This window comes from Chitinophaga nivalis (genome assembly GCF_025989125.1).
GTDB classification, from domain to species: domain Bacteria; phylum Bacteroidota; class Bacteroidia; order Chitinophagales; family Chitinophagaceae; genus Chitinophaga; species Chitinophaga nivalis.
Map to the genome: position 1 here is coordinate 5,851,231 of NZ_JAPDNR010000001.1, position 22,143 is coordinate 5,873,373.

Annotated in this window: 16 protein-coding genes; 9 read left to right on the forward strand and 7 right to left on the reverse strand. The window is 45.8% G+C overall.

Features of this window, described 5'->3' with window-relative positions; all coding sequences use genetic code 11:
- The first annotated feature begins 51 nt into the window (after positions 1-51).
- The 6 genes from OL444_RS22030 to OL444_RS22055 all read left to right on the forward strand — a co-directional run bounded on the left by OL444_RS22030 (position 52) and on the right by OL444_RS22055 (position 4,745).
- On the forward strand, positions 52-249 hold the full coding sequence (locus OL444_RS22030; RefSeq protein ID WP_264729685.1) for a hypothetical protein: 198 nt from the start codon (positions 52-54) through the stop codon (positions 247-249).
- 375 nt (positions 250-624) lie between these two features.
- Positions 625-840 (forward strand): hypothetical protein, encoded by a 216-nt coding sequence (locus OL444_RS22035; protein ID WP_264729684.1) that lies wholly within the window; start codon positions 625-627, stop codon positions 838-840.
- Positions 841-1,012: 172 nt separating this feature from the next.
- Positions 1,013-1,216: a TIGR04149 family rSAM-modified RiPP gene (locus OL444_RS22040; RefSeq protein ID WP_264729683.1), complete on the forward strand. Its 204-nt coding sequence runs from the start codon at positions 1,013-1,015 to the stop codon at positions 1,214-1,216.
- Positions 1,217-1,462: 246 nt separating this feature from the next.
- Positions 1,463-2,443, forward strand: coding sequence for a grasp-with-spasm system ATP-grasp peptide maturase (gene gwsG / locus OL444_RS22045; RefSeq protein ID WP_264729682.1), 981 nt, complete (start codon positions 1,463-1,465; stop codon positions 2,441-2,443).
- 207 nt (positions 2,444-2,650) lie between these two features.
- On the forward strand, positions 2,651-3,697 hold the full coding sequence (gene gwsS / locus OL444_RS22050) for a grasp-with-spasm system SPASM domain peptide maturase (RefSeq protein WP_264729681.1): 1,047 nt from the start codon (positions 2,651-2,653) through the stop codon (positions 3,695-3,697).
- Positions 3,698-3,773: 76 nt separating this feature from the next.
- A complete protein-coding gene (locus OL444_RS22055; protein WP_264729680.1) occupies positions 3,774-4,745 on the forward strand; it encodes a DUF6624 domain-containing protein in 972 nt (323 codons plus the stop codon).
- Between the two features lie 22 nt (positions 4,746-4,767).
- Here OL444_RS22055 and OL444_RS22060 read toward each other — a convergent pair whose 3' ends face one another.
- The 3 genes from OL444_RS22060 to OL444_RS22070 all read right to left on the reverse strand — a co-directional run bounded on the left by OL444_RS22060 (position 4,768) and on the right by OL444_RS22070 (position 7,565).
- Positions 4,768-4,935 carry a hypothetical protein gene (locus OL444_RS22060; RefSeq protein WP_264729679.1) on the reverse strand — a complete coding sequence of 56 codons (168 nt, stop codon included), beginning with the start codon at positions 4,933-4,935 and terminating at the stop codon, positions 4,768-4,770.
- A gap of 75 nt (positions 4,936-5,010) precedes the next feature.
- On the reverse strand, positions 5,011-5,553 hold the full coding sequence (locus OL444_RS22065) for a hypothetical protein (protein WP_264729678.1): 543 nt from the start codon (positions 5,551-5,553) through the stop codon (positions 5,011-5,013).
- 74 nt (positions 5,554-5,627) lie between these two features.
- Positions 5,628-7,565 carry an oleate hydratase gene (locus tag OL444_RS22070; RefSeq protein WP_264729677.1) on the reverse strand — a complete coding sequence of 646 codons (1,938 nt, stop codon included), beginning with the start codon at positions 7,563-7,565 and terminating at the stop codon, positions 5,628-5,630.
- Positions 7,566-8,125: 560 nt separating this feature from the next.
- On the opposite strand from OL444_RS22070, the gene OL444_RS22075 reads away from it, so the two are divergent.
- From OL444_RS22075 to OL444_RS22085, 3 genes are all read left to right on the forward strand, one after another.
- Complete coding sequence (locus tag OL444_RS22075; RefSeq protein WP_264729676.1) at positions 8,126-8,608, forward strand: hypothetical protein; 483 nt, start codon at positions 8,126-8,128, stop codon at positions 8,606-8,608.
- 255 nt (positions 8,609-8,863) lie between these two features.
- The gene (locus tag OL444_RS22080; protein ID WP_264729675.1) at positions 8,864-9,139 is read left to right on the forward strand and encodes an ArsR/SmtB family transcription factor; all 276 of its coding nucleotides are present in this window, start codon (positions 8,864-8,866) and stop codon (positions 9,137-9,139) included.
- A 76-nt stretch (positions 9,140-9,215) separates the two neighbouring features.
- Positions 9,216-10,400, forward strand: a complete 1,185-nt coding sequence (locus OL444_RS22085; protein ID WP_264729674.1) for an MFS transporter — start codon at positions 9,216-9,218, stop codon at positions 10,398-10,400.
- A 115-nt stretch (positions 10,401-10,515) separates the two neighbouring features.
- Here the strand turns inward: OL444_RS22085 and OL444_RS22090 are convergent, their stop codons facing one another.
- The 4 genes from OL444_RS22090 to OL444_RS22105 all read right to left on the reverse strand — a co-directional run bounded on the left by OL444_RS22090 (position 10,516) and on the right by OL444_RS22105 (position 22,136).
- A complete protein-coding gene (locus OL444_RS22090) occupies positions 10,516-12,300 on the reverse strand; it encodes a tail fiber domain-containing protein (RefSeq protein ID WP_264729673.1) in 1,785 nt (594 codons plus the stop codon).
- Positions 12,301-12,407: 107 nt separating this feature from the next.
- The gene (locus tag OL444_RS22095; protein ID WP_264729672.1) at positions 12,408-14,459 is read right to left on the reverse strand and encodes a hypothetical protein; all 2,052 of its coding nucleotides are present in this window, start codon (positions 14,457-14,459) and stop codon (positions 12,408-12,410) included.
- Positions 14,460-14,486: 27 nt separating this feature from the next.
- Positions 14,487-19,964, reverse strand: a complete 5,478-nt coding sequence (locus OL444_RS22100; protein ID WP_264729671.1) for a hypothetical protein — start codon at positions 19,962-19,964, stop codon at positions 14,487-14,489.
- A 15-nt stretch (positions 19,965-19,979) separates the two neighbouring features.
- Positions 19,980-22,136 carry a hypothetical protein gene (locus OL444_RS22105; RefSeq protein ID WP_264729670.1) on the reverse strand — a complete coding sequence of 719 codons (2,157 nt, stop codon included), beginning with the start codon at positions 22,134-22,136 and terminating at the stop codon, positions 19,980-19,982.
- Between the last annotated feature and the right edge of the window lie 7 nt (positions 22,137-22,143).

Genomic DNA, 22,143 nt, shown 5'->3' on the forward strand with positions numbered 1-22,143 from the left:
GGCATCCTGAAAAGCCTCAAGAGAGTAAGGAATAACTTCAAATTTAATTTTATGAAAGCGAAAAAGCTGAAATTAAACAAAATGGACTTACAAGAAATGTCCGCCAAAGAGTTGAATAAAGTATTAGGTGGTAACAAAGTAGTAGATCCTACCTATCCAGGAGGCGATACCGCCACTGCTACTGCTACCGCCACTTCTACTTCATTTGCAGAAGCAGAAGCGGAGGCAGAATCCGAAGCAGAATCCTAGTCTTCCGGATAAACCAGGAAGTGCCGGCCTCTTTATTTATTCAAAATAATATCTCCGGAAAGAGATCTACTCCCAGCCGTATTGCTTTTGGATACAGCTGATGTATCTCGCCTGATGGTTATTATTCAGATCAGTAGTAACACCGGTATTTCAACCCTCATTTTACTCCTCATTACAGCGGCTAATGAGGAGTAAACATCACTATTGTTTACTAGTGCCAGATTTGCATTTTATATATACCATCCATAAACACCAGTATCATTATTACAAAATACCAGCCCTAATCAACGCATGTAGTGAAACTTAAAGCCCTTCGTTACAAAATACAATTTGCACCTCCATCTGGTTTCAAAAAATATTTTAAAACCAAATATCATGAAAGTTAAAAAGCTGACTTTAAAAAAAATGGATTTACAGGAGATGTCTGTAAAAGAACGGCATAAAGTGTCAGGAGGATCCCTTGCCACAAGATTTTCCGGAGATATATCCGGTTCATCCTCCAATACCGCTTCTCAAAGTTTCAATGCAGATACTGATACCGAGTATGAAGTGGAGGATGAAACTGATCCATCATACCCCTCCTCTTTTTAAATCCTATTATCCATCATATAACAACCAGCAATCTGCTATTTAGCCAATACTGTTACTGTAGCAACATCTTTATAAACGCATTTTCTTTCACCACAAAATATTGTTGCGCAACACCACAGGCGGATTCCTGAAAAGCCTCAACAGAGTAAGGAGCAACTTCAAATCAAATTTTATGAAAACAAAAAAACTGAAATTAAACAAAATGGACTTACAAGAAATGTCCGCCAAAGAACTGAACAAAGTATTAGGTGGTAACAAATTAGTAGATCCTACTTACCCAGGTGGTGGTGGCGATACTTCTACTGCCAGTGCTTCAGCCAGCTCCTCTTCTGTTGCAGATTCAGATTCTGACTCAGACTCAGATGCCGACCACTAATATCATACCTATCATACTCATTTGTCATTATCCTGAAATGGCACTGTTATAAAACAGGATCCTTAATAGCAGGTATGCCTTGCAGGTATGATAGCGATATTTTTCAACGATAACAATTTTGTCAACCATCATCTATCCTAAGATGCCGGTTTTCAAAATTGTTATCGTCCCGGCTATCTGGTTCTGCTTTTAAACCGGCTTTACTATGATAATAGGTATTGTTAATTTTTAAAGCTTACAAACGACATGATTCTTATTTTCAGTCGACAGGATGATGGAAGTACTTCCATCGTAATAGAATGGCTGGTTTCATTAAACAAAAAATTTATCCGGCTAAATGCAGATGATAAGCGAACCCGATTTGTTCATTTTGATGTTACTAAAAATGAACTGATCGTGGATCAACAGGGCCAGCTGGTTAATCTCTTTGATGCTACTTCTTTGTGGTACAGAAGAAAAGGATTCTCCATCAAAAGTATTCCTATTGATGAAAAGACTTACCACCAGGCTGTCTTTCCTGATGCAACAACGTTTCATCAGCAGCACATGCAGTCTGAATTAAAAGTATTGATAGATTACATCCATTCCAGTCTGGCAGATAAATGTACCACACTCGGCAACAATATCAGTTCAGAAGTAAACAAAATGAAAGTGCTGGCCATCGCGCAGCAACATGGGCTCACCATTCCGGAGAGTTACATCATCAGCAGCAAGGCTGCATTAGTGAAGATCCTGAAAGAAAAGAAGAAAGGGGTGGTGACCAAAGCACTCGGGAACGGTATATATCGCTTCACTAAAAAGACGGGGTATTATTCTTACACGGAGAAACTGACAACTGAAAATATAGCGCCCCTTCCGGATCATTTTTTCCCTTCCTTAATACAACTGGAAATCAAGAAAAAATTTGAGCTGCGCGTTTTTTATCTGAAAGGAGATTTTTATGCCATGGCTATCTTCTCCCAACACAGCAAAAAAACAACCGTCGATTTCAGAAGATCTGCGGAAAGTAAGCCTAACAGAACAGTTCCCTATAAGCTGCCTGCCACTGTTCAACAACAGCTCCGGCTGGTGATGGCCGAACTGTCTCTCGATACAGGATCCATAGATATTATTGTGGATGAAAAAGGAGACTACGTTTTCCTGGAGGTAAACCCTATAGGACAGTTTACCATGACCTCATTACCTTGTAACTATTATTTAGAGAAAAAAATCGCCGCAATACTCTAGTTTATGATAAAGATGAAGCAACTAAAAATAAAAAAGGGCAATCTGCCTAATCTGCCTATTTTCTATAATCATATCATTTATAATGATTTAATTCCTTCAGACCCTTTTTATAAGTCCATGTACAGCGAAAAGTACAGCAGCTTAATCAGCTACACGCAGCCAGAGAAATTAGTCTCAAAAATTATTGATTATTCAAAAAAATAAGCCATGGCCATCCGCATCTCCCAGGTTAAAGAAAAGTACCTCTATCTATATGCCAACTGTTATCCCGTGAAAGGCTATACCCGTACTATGATATGCGACCTGCAACTCAAAAAGTTGTATTTCGTCGACAATACTTATTTCACCATCCTCACAGAATTGCGTACACACACGATCGGTGAGGTAGCTGATATGCTGGAAGATGAGGCAGACTATGCAGAATACGAAAAATTTATCCGGTATCTGCTCAACAAAGAGCTGGCGGCTATTGTAGACGATCTGGATGTCTTTCCTCCCATCAGTATGGAATGGGATCATCCTGCTATCATCACTAATTCCATCATTGATATCAGAGATGAATTTCCCGATTTTCAGAAAATATTCACCCAACTGGATGAACTGGGTTGTCATGCTATACAGATACGCGCCTTTACCCATCTATCCCCCCGGCACATCACAGCTATACTTGCCTTAACATCCGGGAAAAATTTCAGATCTGTTCAACTGCTCTTTGGTTATAAAAAAGAAAAAACTGGTTTTACCAGCTTAAGTAAAATCGCTATAAAATATCCAATCGCCGCTTTAGTTGTTTATGATACCCCTGATGAAGCCTACCGGAAAAACAATGCTGCTGCCACGAAGCCTCCCAATCTGACTTACTTAAAACAGGACATTACCTCCTGTGAAAGCTGTGGCATCATTAATCTGGAATCATTACAGGTGCCTTCTTTACAAGGGTTCATTGAAAACATTACCCTTAACAGTTGCCTGAACAGAAAGATTTCTATTGACGAACAAGGAGAAATAAAGAATTGTCCGTCTATGAAGAAAAGTTATGGCAATATCAAAAACACGACGCTTAAATCCGTTATTGACCATACCAACATCAGTGCACTTTGGCCTATAAACAAAGATGCCATTGAAGTCTGTAAGGATTGTGAATATCGGTATATTTGTACCGACTGCCGGGCATATACCACCCATTCCGACAACTTGTATGCCAAGCCAGCAAAATGTAAATATGACCCTTACACAGCAAAATGGAGCAACTAGTATCTATTACCCATCCTGTCTTATCATTACTACTATGCGTTTTCGTTTCCTTTTTTTCATAACACTATTACTGCTCATGCATCCTATCACCTGGGCACAAGCCCCGGACAGCTACTTTAACCTGATCAGCAAAGCGGATACTGCTTATCGGCTGAAAGATTATGCCACCGCCGCTCATTTAAATAAAAGGGCTTTTGATATCATTAAGGACCGTGACATAAAAGAAGTCATTTATCAGGTAGCTTATAATACGGTTTGTTACTATACACTGGCAAGCGAACCAGATACCGCATTTACCCTCTTACAACAGATAGTACCTGATCACAACTTCATTCCTTATCACGATCAACTTGCCTCAGATCCGGATTTAACACTGCTGCATACCGATAAACGCTGGAAAAAACTGGCAGCAGCCGCGCGAAAAACCAAACAAGTATTTGAGGCCACCTTAAACAAACCGCTGGTAGCAACACTGGCGACCATTCATGAAGATGATCAGCATTACAGACTTCAACTAAATGATATTGTAAAAAAATATGGCACCCAATCACCGGAATATAAAAACCAATGGGTGCTCATTAAAGAAAAAGATAGCGCTAACCTAGTTAAGATAAATAGCATCCTGGATCAATATGGCTGGCAAGGTCCTGAAAAAATCGGGTTCCAGGGCAGTCAAACCCTCTTTCTGGTTATTCAGCACGCAGATATAGCCACCCAGTTGAAATACCTCCCATTACTACAACAAGCAGTTAAAAACGGGCAATCACTACCCAGTAACCTGGCCTTGCTGGAAGACAGAACCAGACTGCGGCAAGGAAAAAAACAACGGTATGGCAGTCAGATCACGATAGACAACAAAAGCGGGCAATCCTATGTACAACCACTGGAAGATCCCGATCACGTAGACGAAAGGCGGGCTACTGTTGGATTAGCACCAATGGCTACCTATTTAAGTCAAAGTTTTCAATTAACATGGGATGTGGAACAATACAAAAAAATGCTGCCGGAGATCGAAGCCAAGTTGAAGCGGCCAGTGAATGGGCAGTAGGAAACTATAATAGTGCTGATCACTAGTGATTGATACTGACAGCAGCCAGCTTGTTTTTGATCTGTTTGAATAGTTTCTCCCCCGAGCTGGGCCTATCGGCATTATCCAGCAATAAGGTACCACTTTCATTGAACAACAGATACCTGGGTAATCCCAGCACTTTTTCATTCCCGGATCGCCGATATAACATTTACCCTGCATAGTGGCACCACCATAATGGAGCATTGTTATGCCCTTGAAAGTGGCACCACATATCTCAGTACAGCTAGTTACTGCCAACGTTTAATATGGTGATAACATCTCCAATCATTGCCGGCCAAACAACAAGATAAATGGCGGAGTGCGGAAGCGTAATTACCCAAAACCGCTGATCATATTTCCTTCTTGAAATTGAAGTGATCACAAAATCACCAATCACAGGAAACAAAATGGCATAAAAGGTAATCCACATTACCTCAGCCAAAAGGTCTGATCTCATTGAAGGTCCAGGAAAATCCTGCTGGATAAAGTAAGCTGTTAATATTAAATAAACTAGTATTGCGACAATGAGGCTCCATAAAAACAACATCGGATTTCTCTTCGCTTTTTGCAAAAGATAATACCCTCCCGTCAGTAAAAATATGCAACAAAGCAACCATACATTACTTTCCTTATATTCTGTTATGAGGGCGGCTGTTGTTGTATCGCCCAGTCTGCGAAGTCTTATATTGGATAACGCTTTAAATGAATTACCTACAATTGGAATAATACCAAAAATGAGCGTAGATACTCCAACAATAATAGCAAGCCACTCCTTGTTTTTTTTCATAGTAATAGCCATTAAAATTAATAATATAACGGGGACGATTTAATGTTGACAAGCCTTCTTATCGGAAACACTCCTCACCCCTTAATCCCTTTTATCCAATCCTTGAATTTATTCACCTGCTCTACGATAAAAGACTCCGGCGATTCTTCCGCTTCCCCTACCGGTAAAATATGTTCAAAATAAGTTCCTTTCAGGATGTTGCGCAACAACCCTTCTCCGAGAAATGATTTGTTGTCGTTCAGTGTTTTGGTCGCTTTCAGCAGGTGCCGAATATCGTATTGCAGCGGGTTGATATCCGGTACCTGTTTGTTCAGGTTCAGTAGTTCATACACAGCGATGCGGGCTGTTCTGACAGAGCTTTCCATGGTAAATACCACGTCGTTATTGGTTTCTATAAACTGTCCTACCAGGCCCAGGTTTTTGCAGCCGGCAGGTACTACCCGTGGGCGGTCGCCTTTGGCCCTTGGCATAAACATCGAGGTGATGTAAGGCATAAAGGCCGTGTGTACGATCGTATTTTCCACGACCTGATCTAACTGATCGATGATGCCTACATGATAGCAAAGCTCTGCCAGGATTTCATTTCCGGTACATGCCGGCATTCTTTTTTTGATGTAATCACCTTCCTTGTCCATAAACAAGGCATATACCCATAACACCAGCACATCATCCGGCTGATCGGGGAAGTGCGGTTGGCGGTTACAGGTAAAACTCATCAGCCAGCTGGAATCAGTAATAGTAATAATGCCGCCGGTGGCCGTTTTGCCTGAATAAGGATCATTAACGGAATATTCCTTTAACTTATCCACCAATGCAGAAGGTCTACAGGTCAGCGTCACCGACTCCCAGGAAGACTTTTCTATATTGCTGCAGAACTTCTCCGGTTTGCCAAACACGTCCGATTTGGCGGCCAGATTTTTCCAGAGCTTCCATCCGGCACTTTGTCCGCTGGTGCGGTTGTCGATGGCAATGATCGGTGCTTTGTTGTTGTCGCCATAGAAAGTATCCTCCGTCATGGAACCGGTGGTGACAATCACAAAATCATCTTTCCCTACCGGAATATTTACCTCCTGGTCATTCACGGTAGTAATAATGCCTTTTACTATTTTGCCGTCTGTATTGATCTGGATGTCCAGGTCTTTTACCAGGGTATTTAACTGAATCTTCACCCCTTTGTCTTTCAGGAATCTGCCTAAAGGCGTTACAAACGTGTCGTATTGATTATACTTTGGGAATACCAGTGCCGACAGGTCGTTCAAGCCGTCTATGGCATGCAGGAAGCGATGCATATAGAGCTTTAATTCCAGTAGGCTGTGCCAGTTCTCAAACGCAAACATCGTACGCCAGAACGTCCAGAAGTTACTGCTCAGGAATGATTCACTGAAATAATCTTCGATGGTGATATCATCCAATGCTTCTTTTTTCTTGAGTAATAATTTGATAATGGCCAGTTGGTCTTTCTTCGCCAATCCAAATTTGCTAAAGTCTTTGATCACGCCTTGCTGATGGATCAGTCTTGCTTTGGAATAATTGGGATCGTTATCATTGATCAGCCGGTACTCATCCAATACACTATAGGGTGGTGGCATCTCCAGGGCAGGAATATCCTGAAACATATCCCATAGGTTTTCATAGGTCATATCCATTTCCCGGCCCCCGCGGATGATGTAGCCGTCTTTGGCGTTGCCGGCGCCATCCAGCGACCCACCGTCAATAGACAGCTGTTCAATAAAAGTAATGTTGGATGCAGGCACATGTCCGTCACGTATAAAGTAATAAGCCGCCGACAGCCCTGCAATGCCACTGCCTACAATGTAGATTTTACTGTTGTCATAAGATTTGGTGGGAATTCCCTTATTCCGTTGATAGTTCCCGATCTGATCCGAAAAGGGCATCGATTTTTCCGGTGTATTACGTTGCTGTTCCTTACTGGAGTCGGGCTCATGGTTGACGTTTCCGTAAGTAGTGGAAGCGTTCAATACCTGGTCGAATTTTGAAGTAATGGTTTTCATCAGTTAATTATTTTAATGACTTAGTGAAGACGAGTACCTGCCAGCATCCGCTGTCAGGAGAAAGTTTATGCCTTATCTTATCCGGAGCGCAAACGGAAAGCATATTGCAACCTGCTTATAAACAGGGTGTCGGAATCGTCAGCCTTCGGGCAAACACATCATTGCCCGCTCCCATTCATCTATCAGCGGATAGCAATTTTTGTCGGATGTTCTTTTAACGATATTTTCAGGGGAATTGTTTGGGGAAATGATTAGTAACATAATATTGATCATGGGGTATTCATCCATAATAATCATTCCGGCACCGCTTCCACCCTTTATATGAACAGGTATTTAAATGTTCAGATGTGTTCATTCAACCTATCGTTTTAGCCACCCATCTCTTCAAAAAACAATTGTCAACTAATTATCATGTATCAATAAAACATTTTATCTTTAAACGACCGAGTTAAGACTTTCCCGAAATACACCGGCACAGGACTTTCTCAGGTAGTCGTTTCAGGTGCGTAATGCGCCGCTGTCCACACAGATAAAATCAACCCAACAATCAAACAGTAATAATGGAATCACCACAAACGCAAACCTCCCAAAAACCATCATCCTTTAGCATCCGGAACATTTTCAGACCAGACTATGAACGTTGGGAAGGAGTTCCTCCCATTAATATCTATCTTTTAAGAGTGCTTTTTCTATTGATGTTTCTTTTTCTGGGGAAGGATTCCCTCACCTATATCCTTACCTTCAAAGGTACCTGGGATCCTATGAACGCAATGGCCTGGAGTATCTGGGCATCTTATGCCTTGTTATCCATTTTAGGCCTAATACATCCGCTTAAAATGATACCGATTGTATTGCTGGAAATATGCTACAAAGTCATCTGGCTGATCGTAGTGGCTTATCCGTTATGGACCACCAACCAGTTAGCCGGTTCGTCTGCCGAAGGCATGACGTATGTATTTTTGCCGGTTGTGTTGCCGATGCTGGCTACACCATGGAAGTATACCTTTAAGAAATACGTGTTAGGATCCAAAAAGCGTAACTGATTGATTTCGCCCGCCGCCTGAAATGATTTATCCGATGCCAGTGCCGGATGTACCGGCAATGATCATCCCGCCCTTACATCGAACAGCACTTCATTAATAACCAGCTGGTATGCGGCTGTTAATGAAGTGCTTCACTCCCCGGCAACGGGATAATTACATTACAATAAACCATCATGTCAAAAAATTTTATAGAAACATTTATATGTTTCTATATTTTTTATATAAATTTGCACCAGCATAAATTTATTGCTGAATATGGACAATAAAAAATTCGAGCGCATATCCCGTGCATTGAGTGATCCCAGCAGGATTAGTATCCTACAGGAAATCAGGAAAAAGCAGGGATGTATGTATTGTGCAGAGATTACCGAAATGCTGGCGCTTACCCAACCCTCCGTTTCTCACCACCTGAAACAGCTGGTAGATGCAGACTTGTTGATTCCTGAAAAAGAAGGCAGGAACTTAAAGTATGTCATCAACCAAAAAGAACTGGACGACTACATCCAGTTCCTGAATAACCTAAAAGCATAATTTATTCACCCGGCCAACATCTTATTTACCGTCACAATCATATCGAAACATTCGAATATTCAAATTAATAAAACTGATGAAAAAATCCATATACGCCATGGCGCTGGGAGCCTTTGGCATTATTACCACCGAATTTGGCGTGATAGGCGTACTACCCAATCTGGCCCAGGTATTTCATGTTTCCCTGGAAACTGCAGGATGGCTGTTAAGCGCATTTGCACTCACCGTAGCCATATCGTCGCCATTTATTACTGCGCTGACGACCAACATCAATCGTAAGGTACTGATGTCATCGGTGCTGGCGGTATTTGTGGTATCCAACCTGCTTTCGGCCTTCTCGCCCAATTTCACGGTGCTGATGATTGCCCGTATCCTGCCCGCATTTTTACACCCACTCTTCTGGAACATATCACTGGCAGCGGCTTTCAAGGAATCCGGCAGTAAAGCAGTTTCCATCGTGATGTCGGGCGTAAGTATTGCCACAGTAATGGGTGTACCCATCACCACCTATGCAGCGGAATTCTTCAACAACTGGCAGGCTTCCTTTTTCCTGGCCAGCTTTATCAGCCTGATTGCCTTCATCGGTATGTTGCTTTATGTACCATCTATGCCTGCTACCCGGAAAGAAGCGGGCGCCAGTCAATTGTATGTATTAAAAAGTCCGCAGTTGTGGCTGAATCTTATTTCCACGATTCTCATGCTGGCCGGTATGTTTTCCAGTTATGGTTACCTGGCGGCCTACATGGAAAAGGTGACGCATATGAATGGTGTACAAATCAGCGCGATGCTGCTGCTATTCGGTGGTATGGGTGTGTTGGGTAACTGGATCACGGGTATCACTATCAGCAGAAACGTAATGCGGGTTACCCGGATATTTTTCACTTCGCTCATATTCGTACAGGTACTGGCCTACTTCTTTGGTGGCATCTTTATTCCCATGGTGATTATCCTTTCTTTCTGGGGCGCTATTCACACGGGCGGATTCCTGATAGGTAATATCCGCACCACCCGTTCGGTACCACAAAGTGCCCTGGAGTTTGTGAACAGCCTGCTGACGTCCTGCTATAATATTGGTATATCGCTGGGTACCATGCTGGGCGGACTGATTATCGCGCACTATGGCATCCATCATGTTATCTGGATGAGTGTAGGTTTGCTGGCATTGAACCTGGGTCTGAGCTTTATTACCTTTGGAGAAAAGCACCCCACAGGCACCCCTGAAACAGAACAGGATTTACAACCGCATCTCATGCATGCTTAAACAGATCTATTCATAGTAAATGCCATAGTAACCTGATCGATCCAGGTTACTATGGCATTTAAATATGCGGCATAAGCCAGCACCATCATGGTGTTATTACACTACACGTATCTCCTCACTGCGCCGATGCCAGCTTCCCGGACTTTCTCAACTCCTGCTGTTTTTCAAGTGCCAGTAATCTCACCTGCATATCCAACAACTGTTTCCTGTTCGCTGCATTTTCCTGATTAAGTTTTACATTTTCGTTTTGAAGTGCGGTTACCTCTTTAGATAAAGCCTGAATACCACTGATACCCAGGGCAAATATCTGCTGGTAATCGATGGTACGAAAATCTGTGACTTGTTTACCATATACAAACAGGTCTTTCACCGATCCGCTCCAGTCATCTACCGTAAAACTGGTGCTATCCACCACAGCTATCTTCACATCTTTAGCGCCGGCTTCCTGCAGCATCAGTCTCACCTGATCTCCACTCACCAGGTGATGCGGTGCTTTTAAAGTAACCTTCAACGTGCTGCCACTCACAGTTGCATTAACTGGTTTTGTAAAAATATCCGGTAAAAAATCTTCGCGTTGACTGACAGCCTCCGGGAATACCTGTTCTACTTCCTGTGCAATAAATCCCTTGGATACACGGGTACCATTTGCCACCTGATCTTTATACTGATAGTCGGTCACTCGCAGTTTATTCAGCAAAGTGAGGGCAGTAGCCGGATTGGAGACCTGTATATTTTTTTTAATCCTGGCATCAGAGAAAGCATATAACGCTCTCCCCATGATACCACCGGCGGCATAAATGGAAAGATCAAAACCACACCAGTTACCACTGCGATTCGTTAAATTAAAAATAGGATTATTATCACCGTGTGCATTCCATTGATAAGCGACCTGCGTCACCTGGTCCTGAATCGCATAACCGTTGGAAACAGTATTACCGACTGTCAACGGGGCAGTGGGATTGGTACTATTGATACCCACCCTGGCATTTTCGTTGATACGCATCACTTCTCTGGTGACAGATGCATTGCAGCCCCAGGTTAAGAATTTAATCAAGCCGCCATTACCGCAATCCCAGGCTTCTGTTACCAGTTCCATACCGGTAAAATCTGCATTTAATGACATCCCGATCCGTCTTGATCCCCTGTTGGATCCATCATGTTCATATCCCGGGTTACCATGAATACTGGTGTAGATGTCTCCCGATACATCCAATGTGCCATAGGGGCCGGTATTGCCTATCCCCAACCGAATGTCGTTGGTCATAAACAGCGCAGGTGCACTGGCGTTATTCCGGATGTAAAACCCACCCGGACCATAGTTCAGATAAGTGGCGTTATCACTCCATCGTGGCCATAAATAAGGTTCATAATTACCACTGGGGTTTTTAACGACGAAAAAAGCGCTATTGTCTACCCCAAAAACAGATCCATTGCCACCCAGGGTAAGCCTGTGCGCAGGTTGGGTACCAATGCCCAGCATACCACTCCCTGATAGCGTCATCAGCGAAGTGATGTCTGTACCATTTTTGGTATTTTCAAACCTGAATCCGCCTTCCCCTCCACCGGCATGATTAATAATATTGGTTTCTCCAAAACAAGGCCCATTCGTCACACAGGAGCGGTTCCACAAAAAATAAGTACCCTGACTGTTGGCAACAGCCGGCGCTGTTTTATTCAGGAACAACAAGCCATTGACATTCAGGTTGCCATCAATCTGGGTATTACCCATGGTATGCAACCGGTATAAAGGCTTATTGGTACCTATGCCTACATTTCCATTAGGATCAATATATAGCGGGTTTTGCGCAAATCCGGCATTACTCAGCCCACAAATAAATACCAGGATTAAAACAGCCAGTTTGGATGTACGCTGCTGGGGAGAGATGATGAAGTGATTCATACATAAAAATTTGAGTAGTGAATAGTATAGTTCCTGCCGATCCTAACCCGGTTAACCGGCAGGTCTGATATGCTTTTACAAGTGTATCCGGGAGACAACTTCCCGGCTCACTTAAAGCCAGATTGAAAAGATAATTTTGCGCCCGGTTCAACCGTGAAACCATTTTGAAAACCAATACCACCTCCGGAACTGATGATGGCATGGGTAGTATTAATGACCGTACCACTGATGTTGATCAGATTATTGGCCCGGTAAAGCGTATTATTTTTTATCGCCTGCAGGTTCAGCAGATCTGCATTGACTTTACTTGTTTTGACAGCGAGGAGATAATTATTGTTAACGCTGTACAACGTACCGTCCGGGGCGAGGGCAATATTCTTCCTGAAATTGAGCGCCACACCGACGCCCGGCGTTGCCACAAAAGTTCTTCTCATCGCCTGACCACTGGTACTGAATCCTGCTGCCAGGTTATTGACCGCATCCCAGGCAAACACCTGTAACGAATCATTGGTCACCAGCAGGGTGGCATTATCCAGGGGTTGTTCATCTGCATCCCCCACCCGCGACCGGTCGGCAGGACGATACCGTTGCAGCCGGTTGTTGAAAACAAAATATACATTGCCACGGGTATCTGCCACCGGCTGGGAGATGCCGGTATTGCCCGTTTGTCCTGCTATGATCTCATCTCGCAGTAATAACCGCCCCCTGTCAGCTGCCCAGCCGAAACAGTACAGTTCATTACTATTGTCGAAACCATTCAGCACCAGTATACTGGAATCATCTGCGATGACCGGTGCAGGTATATACCGCGTGTATCCATCATATACATAAGTGCTCAAACGACGCTGTGCAGAAGAGTCCAGCGGCGTACCGTCGGAATTGTCCAGCACCATCAGCTGGCCGTAATTGTTGTTCACCTTTATAAAGAATGCATGCCGTTCACTGCTGCTCAGGGATACCGGACCGGCCATTTCATTGTCTTTGCTGATCGGATACCGCCAGAGTGTTTTAAGCCGCGGATAAGGGGTGAGCGCTACTACCGCATTACTGGCCGGCAGATAAAGCATGCCGTCATATCCCAGTGCAGGCGTATTCACCACGCCTCCCACCTCATCGCCCAATAAACCGGCCAATGCCACATCCAACAGCTTGTTGCCGTAATTATTCAGATCAAAAATAATTAACCGGTTAGTGGTAATACAATACATCCGTCCCTTTGCATCGATCAGCGGACAAAACTTATTTATCTCGGGCATGGCTACACGCCATAACACTTTACCTGCACCATCCAGCTGTACCACCTGTATCGGGGCACTGCCGGCGGGATCCTGTGTAAATACAACAGGATTCCCGTTATAGACGACCATCGCACCAACCGGATCAGCACCGCTGATATATCCTTTTTCCGGGCGATACAGCGTATTGATCGTGGCCGCCGTAGTCCATGCATCCGCCATCCAGCCGGTGTACCCGTTATGCTGACTATTACCGCGTAGCTGCGACCAATCAGCCAGCTTAGGATACATGTTCACAGCATATTGTACCAGCAACTTCGGCTTCTTGGCATATTGCGCACCGATACTTTCCATTTTATCAGCATAGAAAAAATTATCCTGGTTCTGCTGCGGAGAGCGGGCTGCCAGGGATAAACTGGTATCCGCCGTTTTCAGGAAATCAGTGACAGCGCCAGGTCTGGCAGGTATCGCCAGTTTGATATTGGCAACACGCGTGGAAGCAACAATCGGAAACATACCAATCTTCCTGGTGGAATCAAAAACGGGATAGTTCCAGCCGGCTTCGCCTGCCTTCCAGCCAGGGGTATTACTTTGCAGCAGGGTAATTGTCTGGTGCGAAGCACTGAGGGTATCTGTTTTTCGCTGCACATACAACCGTAGTTGCAGTGCACTTACCCGGGCATTCTCCGGCAGGATACCCAATCCGAATTTGAACAACGACCGTACCGTTTCCTGCCCATTCGCATTCGCCTTTACTTCCAGGTGTGCATCTCCTCTGCCATCACCCGCAGTTCTGGCATTAACGGCGATATCCGGCAACAGGGTCGTATATCGCTGTGCCTGGGCGGCCGGCAAGCATAGCATCAGTGCCAGGCCAGCTATACCTGCTCTTTTTTTTATGGTATCGAACTTTATAGTAGTCATATCATCATTTTTAAAAGCCTTCCACAATTATTGCATGTCAACCGCCACCTTGTCTGATTGTATAATGACGGAACCAGGTTTGGCGATATACCAGCTCAACACACCGGTATATTCCACGCCATCGTCTCCCTGGTAGGCCATCGCCATAAACCACAGACAGTTTTTATAATAAAAAGGAAGTATTTTATTAAAGGGTACACTGTTCATATCTTCAAATGGCGCTATCCTGTCGCGGGAGAGATACCTGCCGCTGACATCCAGCTCAACAGCACTGAAGAATGGCGCTTTTCCCGCAGTAGCGGCAACCCCCATATAGTTAATCCCGGTGCTTTTCCGGGTATCTTTCCCCAGAAATACCAGGGCGGTATTTAAATAGGGTTCCGGGAAAAGCAGCGGCTGATCGTTGGATTGCATAATCTGTTTCCAGCCTTTCGCTTCCAGTTTCCAGATATCACTCAGCGGCCTGCCTCCTTCTTCTGCAAATCCACCGCCGATCCATAACGCTTTCTTTACTTTCGTTACCGGCTCCCGTTCTACTGCTGCCCCTAAAAAGCACCGGGCCCTCCAGGGCATCGCAACAGGATCGGCTGCGGAGTTAATCATACCCGATGTATCCAGGTTATCCCAATGCATACCATCCGAAGAAGCCCACATATCCTGCAATGCATTTCCAAATGCATCCAGGCCGCCGATCAGACAGATCCTGTCTTCTCCACCAGGATTAAATACGACACAGCTATGCCCCATACGTGCGGGCCAGCTGCAATCCTGCACGCGTACCAGCCCTGTATCCAGGTCTGCAATAGCGGTACGTGCAGCTACCTGTGTCAACACACTATAACTACCGCCGCAGAAAATCAGTTGTCCGAAAGTATCGCCGACGCCTCTCAGGTGAACCACCGGAGAAGTAGCGAAATCCGCCAGCTTAGCCAGTTCACCCGGCAGTAGTTTTATTTCTGTCCACACATCTGAAAACCCGTCAGCGGTATAATAAATGGAACCGATACCACTATCTCCCCCTTCATTGTTAAAAACAGTCAGACTAAACAACATACTTTCATCTTTGGACACACATACATTACATACGGTTTCCTGATCAGATCCGGGACCATTGATATAGCCGGTGGTTTGTGTATTCAGGCCACGTACCTGTAACGTTTTTGTTTGGCTGACGCCCTGCTGGGTGACGGTCAGCCGGTAGGTATGATCGCCGATTCCTACATTGGTTGCAAAGGAAGATTTGCTACCATCCACTAAAATATCCTTGGCATTGCCTACATCAAATATGGAGAAGACCGCATTAGCGGGATCGATGGTTTTATCGGCAAAAGCCCAGCTGAAAGTAGTGGTGGCGCCACCTGCCAGTACCTGTGGGTCTGCGCGGAAAATTACTTCCGGTATACCCTGCTGTTGTACGATAACGGGAACGGTTACACGTCGGGCATCCGGATTTACAGCAGGATTATCAAAATAGCTGACCTGTAATGCATAACCAGGTAAAGCCTGCGGCGGCTCACAAATGGCGCGCTTTATTTTCAGGATCAATACACTTAAGGTAAAATGTACTTTCCGCCCGAGGATGTGCGTTATTTTTCCAGGGCTGCTGCCTACATCAAAAGAGGCAATCGGAATCTGACTGGCGGTATCTTTTCCGGGTACCAACCCGTACAGGTCTACCTGTAAGGAGGCCCAGTCTCCCGCCTTTATGATGGTGGAAAGTCCGTCAATTTCAATAGCACCGGCCAATGCTATGGTTTGTCCTTCAGAGGGAAATAGCTGCAGTTCTATGTCTACCGGTTTATGCTCCGTTATAAACACGGTGGGCTGGTCCGTATGTACAGCTATATTTTCCATTTCTATATCAGCCATAAATGTAAGTTTAGTAGATAAGGTATCTTTGCCCGCATTGGGTTTAAATTTCAGCCATCCTTCATAAGCCTGCAGGGGTACAAACCGCGAAGGCTGTTCCTTCGAAGCCTGCGCAACCGCTTCCGGTTCCCAGGTTGATACACCGGTTTTATGCACCCACGTCCAATCGGCGCCAATAGCAGCAGGTACCGGCATACCTGGTTGTACTTTTTCAGCCAGAAAAGGCGCCGCCATAAAACTTGTATTCAGTCGTGATAATATTCCATTCATCTGATAGGGATGCAGCTCCCGATAATGCACAGGTAATATCCCCGAACTGATATGGATACCTGCCGAAGGGTCCAGCAGTAAAGTCATTGCCTTTAACGACTGATTCAATGACACGCCTACTGACGCGCTATTCCGGTAAAAGGCATCTGTGCTGTTGATAAAATCAGGCGCATTACTGCAGGTATTGAAACCGGGCACCCGATCACCTTCTACCATATAACCTACCAACCCATCTTTATCGCGGTTGAAATCTCCCAGGAACAAAGGGAAGGTAACATCGGTGATATCACCATTATCCGGATTACTTTCTTTCCCCCAGGCCTGGTTGTTGAAAGGAAAGCCCATTGACTCCAGGCCTACCCCACATCTGGCCAGGGCCAGTGGCTGACCGGCAATCAACGCACCTACGTTATGCTGTAATGCGGCCGTTCCGGCAACTTTCAGATTCACTTTTATGGCCAGATCAATCAACCCTGCTACCGCAACCGGGTTGCTGATCGCATTGATGAAATCTGATAAATGCTTGTTATCACTGTATGCCGGTATCACATCACTACCAGGAAAAGGTTTTTTAATCAGCCCTATTCCTCCTTTGTTTGCCGGATCCGTCGTCAGCTGTAACAACAATACTTCCTTTCCATCCTGATCATACACCATCAGAAGATTATCGAAAAGGTGAGGAATGACCCATCCAAATACAGGGCTGCTATTCCCATAACTGCCGGCATAAATCACTTCATCCTGCGCATCCAGCCATTCGAATGCAATGCGGCTGGGCTGTACGATTCTTGGACAAAGCGATACGCTATTGGATGCCAGCTTTGCTCCGGGAAGCGGAGAAAGCTGCCCGGCGGTAATAGCCACGGGGTTATTGGCATCGCCACTGAGCAATACATTTTTTACCTGGCCAAACACATCGATGATACGGAGTTCCAGCAGCGCCATTTCTCCGGCGCGTAAAGGGAAAAAATTGTTGGAGATCACTTTACCTCCGGTTGGTAATGGTCCGGGGTTTACACCTAGCCGGTATCCTGCTGTACCGGTTATCGTCAACTCTTCCTGATTGATCCGATAGTCGGAATCAAAATGGTATATGTTGTCCGGACGATAGTTTAATGGCGGGAACTGCAGATCCGGCTGCTGCATTAGCAGGTATTTATGAAAGCCTCCCAGCGATTGCGCCATCAAATACTGCCCGTCATATTTATTTACGTCAGGCGCTATTCTTTTTAAATGCGTCCACACCGCATTGGATAGGGGTGTAATCGCATTAAAGCTACAGGATGGCCCACCGGGCAGGATGGCTTTACTGGTCCTATAAAACAGGTTATCCTGCAAATACCAGTCAGGATGATGGGTAAAATCGAGTGACCGGATATCATCGAAAGCCGGTTGAAAGGCTACTTTCCACGACAGGAATAAAGGATGCCACGCCTGCTGCCATTTCATGATAGCAAAAGCAGGCGCCGGATAGGTGGCGCCGGTGGTTACACGCTCCGGCAGGTTCGCCTGCAGGTCTGCAATGGTCTTTCCAAGCGCAATAATTGACAGGTCTGCTTTATCTTTTCCATTTCCGATACCTGCTATCTTAAAGGCAGTCAATGCCAGATCCGACGCAAAGGACTGATCAAAAAGCATCGCTTCATAACAAATAGCCTGTATGGCGGTTACCGGCACATCGCCGGAAAGGTTGTTCAGCAAGGCCATCTTAAAGGTATCCCCACCGGAAGGCACCGTTACGCTGACGGTCATGGCATCCTCAATGGTTACCTCCAGACCGGCGGGGATCTGTGCTATCGTGCGGCAACGGATGTCCGCTTCCTGTGAAGTAGGGTGCCCCGCATGGGTATCTCCTATGCTTTGTCCCCATAACAACAGCACCGGGTCATTCACTTCCCAGAAAGCCGGTGATTCCTGTTGCTTTAATTCATAGACAGCAGGACTGCTGCAGAAAGGTTCCAGCTCATTGATTTGTTGCCGGGCTGCTGCCACCTCATTCGTCAGTTGTGCAACCGCGGCTTTGGCTGTTGTAACGGCTACGCGTAAACGTTCTTTGTTGGCACTAAAGGCAATATCCTGTCTGAAATTTTTAATCGTATCAAGGGCCTGCTTGTACCATAGGGAATAATATTCCTGTTGCCAGCGTAATAAAGTGCGCTGCTGCAGGTTCAGCTGCTGTTGCTTTTTATTCAGGTCCTGTAACAGGCTACTGACGCCCGGGAGATCAGGAAATTGTTGTGTGGCGGCGTCGTTTTCTCCCAGCTCATGATCGGATTCACATCGGTTGATTTCCCAGCGTATCCCTCCTTTTTGGGTGTGGAAACCACGTGTATGTATTTCTTCTTGTATTCTTCCGATCCCCACAGGATGCTCATCATCTTCCAGCAGCTGGTATTGCAATGCATTCAGGAGTTCCTCCATCTGCGGTTCCGGCGCCACGGCTTCTTTTAAGACCTTCGCACTGAATGCTTCGGCAGCGGTATTACCAACAGCAAGACCAACCGGGCCGGCAGGTACGCCCGGCGGGGTATTGGGCGCCCAGGCTACACTATGCACCGCCGCATGAAAAACAGATTGTTCCGGGTAATCCGTTCCGCTGTATTGCCACTTCTCTTTGAACCAGTGATACTTTTTCATTTGCATTTCCTGCTCCGGATTTACGGCCGCTGTAAATGGCAAAGGGTATAGCGGATCTGTTGCAGGATCATCATACCAGCCTGTGATCACATAGGTAAAGGTACCCGTGCTTATCAACGTGCCGGCTTCGTCTTTCATATCATCATAAAAGCCGAATACATGCCGGCAACCGGGATAGAAGGCAGCAAAGTAAGGGTTGCCGGGCGTCACTGCGGTCAGATAAGGCTGGGCAGCAGGTGTGTTTTTATATCCCGGTATATAGGCCAGACACCGGCCTATCTTCTGCACACTCAGTTGCTGATTATCCGATGATAAAAAATTGGGATCGCTCTCACTGAGGTCCAGGTTATCGATATTGTTGATGTAATCACTTTCAATGATCCAGGCCTTTGCCGGAATAGCGTTCACGCCACTATCTGTACGATATCGGATCACCATCCACCTGTTTGGGGCATAAGGGAAGTCCATATCAGCATCCGTCTGCTCCCCTACAAAAGCATGTTTCAGGGCTTTGGGCAGCTGCCAGTGCAGATGAATCCCCGTATCCGGTGCAGGCAAAGGTTGTCCGTCTGCCTGCATCGTGTCGCCCAATATACTTTGGTCGAAGAAAGCCAGTCTGGGTCTGACATCTGCATAGGTTATCTTTTGCCGCTCCAGTGCCTGCTGATCCATAGACACTACCAGCGCTTCCGCCAACATGGGTACAAAAAGGCTTTGATTGCTGCTCATTGTTTGGAATTTTAATCAGGCTTGCTTTATTGTTACAGTATGTTTTACCGGGCTGTCTACCATCTGAAATGCAAATTCAGCCGAGGTAAAGATGTCTGCGGATAAATGTTGTTTCATGGCTCCTGCAAGTCCGTTTATATCAATGATCCTTTTCGTGTTGATCAATCCTGTCAGTGCTTCATTTATATTCTCTGCGGTACTGATCACAATGGCTCCGCTGCTATCCGTTGTTTTCAGATCTTTCTCCCACTGTCCGTTATTCAGCTTTATACCGAAATGCAGTCCTTCATAGGGTTGGGTAATGACGATCTTCGCTATATTACCATTGAATACGCCCAGGAAAATATCTTTGTCGATACGTTCGAAACGAAAAGCCGGCAGTAATGCGCCGTTGCTATCATAGGCTGCTATTTCAATGCCCCGCCACCCCGAAATAAGATCGGACCTCAGCAGAAAACCTGTAACAGGTAGCATGAGCAACTCCTTATCCCGTATCCGGACTTTTTGCTGTACGTTATATTCAGCCGGTAAAAAGTTGCCTGCCATCGCCTGGTCTATAATCAACTGCGACCGGTTGCTGCGACCTATACTTAAAGCGCCATCCATTAATGCAGTGATCCAGTTGGCATCTACATAAAAGAAAGCAAGCGATTCTTTTTCCAGGTACATTTCATCCGGGACCAGGTATTTAAACGGGATGCCTTTCAGGCAAAACAACTGCCCTAAAAAATCCTGTACTTCCTTGGGAACCGCCGTATCTGCCCCCTTGTTTTCAGGCGGAGGATTATTGGTGGTGGTATACGCTCCTTTCAGGTAACTGATCACCTTAGCCTTGACGGTATTTCCGGGATATTTGTCTGTTAGTGTGTTGACTATATCCGTTTTATCTTTCCTGATCTGTGCCTGTTTTACCGCAATGCGCCATGCCAGAACGGCCTTTGCAAATGCCTGCCGCTCCAGCCCCAGCATTCTTCCCAGTTGCCATGCAGCCGCGAAAGAAATATCCATCATGCCCGTAGTGGCATCATAGCGCAGGGCAGCATCTGCCACAGAAAAAGAAATAGCGGTTGAAGGCTGGTAAGTTTGCTGCGGCACCAGCGGCCCATGATACCAGGCAGCAGTGTGGGCACCGGCCCGTGTCAGGTGTGGCATAGCCGTATATCCTGCACCCAGGTATCCGGAAAGTGTGGCGTCCACCCTGGTATCATTTATCTGCAGGCGTTTCACGGCCAGCTGATGGATCAACGTGGTAAAAGAAGCATCACCCGAATTGTGAAAGCTCCAGCTGGCAAGAGCTGCCATGCGTACGGTTGGCTGACCTGCTGGTATTGTCTTTAACGCCGCTCCGGGTTTACCCGCAGCGATATAATCCTGAAAACCTTCCAGCGATACCAGCACAGCGGTGTTCAGCTGGTTGCGGGCAGGCAGCCTGCTACCCACTACGGTGGAAAACAAGGCAGTATCTCCTGCTTCCTCATCCAGATCAACAATCCCGTTTTTGTCCTTATGGAGGATCCTTACTTTTTTGGCATGCGCCAGCAAAGCAGCGGCACTCAAGGCAGGTATATATGCCAGGAACTGCGTGGCGGTGATGTCAATACAATTACAACGCTCTTCCACATCCTCCCAGGGCATTAGCCGGAGCCCTGTTGCGGAGGTATCTCCCGCAATGGCAGGGCCTAATATACCGGGGCCCGGACTAATCAGTTCTGCCAGTTTACGGTTAACGACTACCGGCGTTTCTGCTTCTTCAAAAAGCAGGAGCGCCATCCAGGGAACCGGCTGACTGTGAATCGGGTTGCGGGGCGCATCGGTAGGCGCTTCATTCGCCGCCCGTTGAAATACGGGTGGTTTACCATCTACGGTTCTCTCCCAGGGGAGCGTACGTCTGGAGAAAACAATATGCGGCAGCGATTCAGTATAGTTGCCTCCCTGGCCTGCCGGTGGATATACGGAATAAATGTCAGCAGGATTCAGTACAAACCGCGCTGCATCTATATTAAATTTCAGGGCAGCCTGCGCTACAGGACCCGACGGCGGCAGGTATTTGCCATCAACCGGTTGCGTGGTGGTGATGGTCTGCGAGACGGCCAGATCATAACTGCCTGCCACCATAGTGGGTGTAAAGCATTGTATCAATTGCGTCTTCTCCTGCAAAGCTGAACTAGACATACCGCTA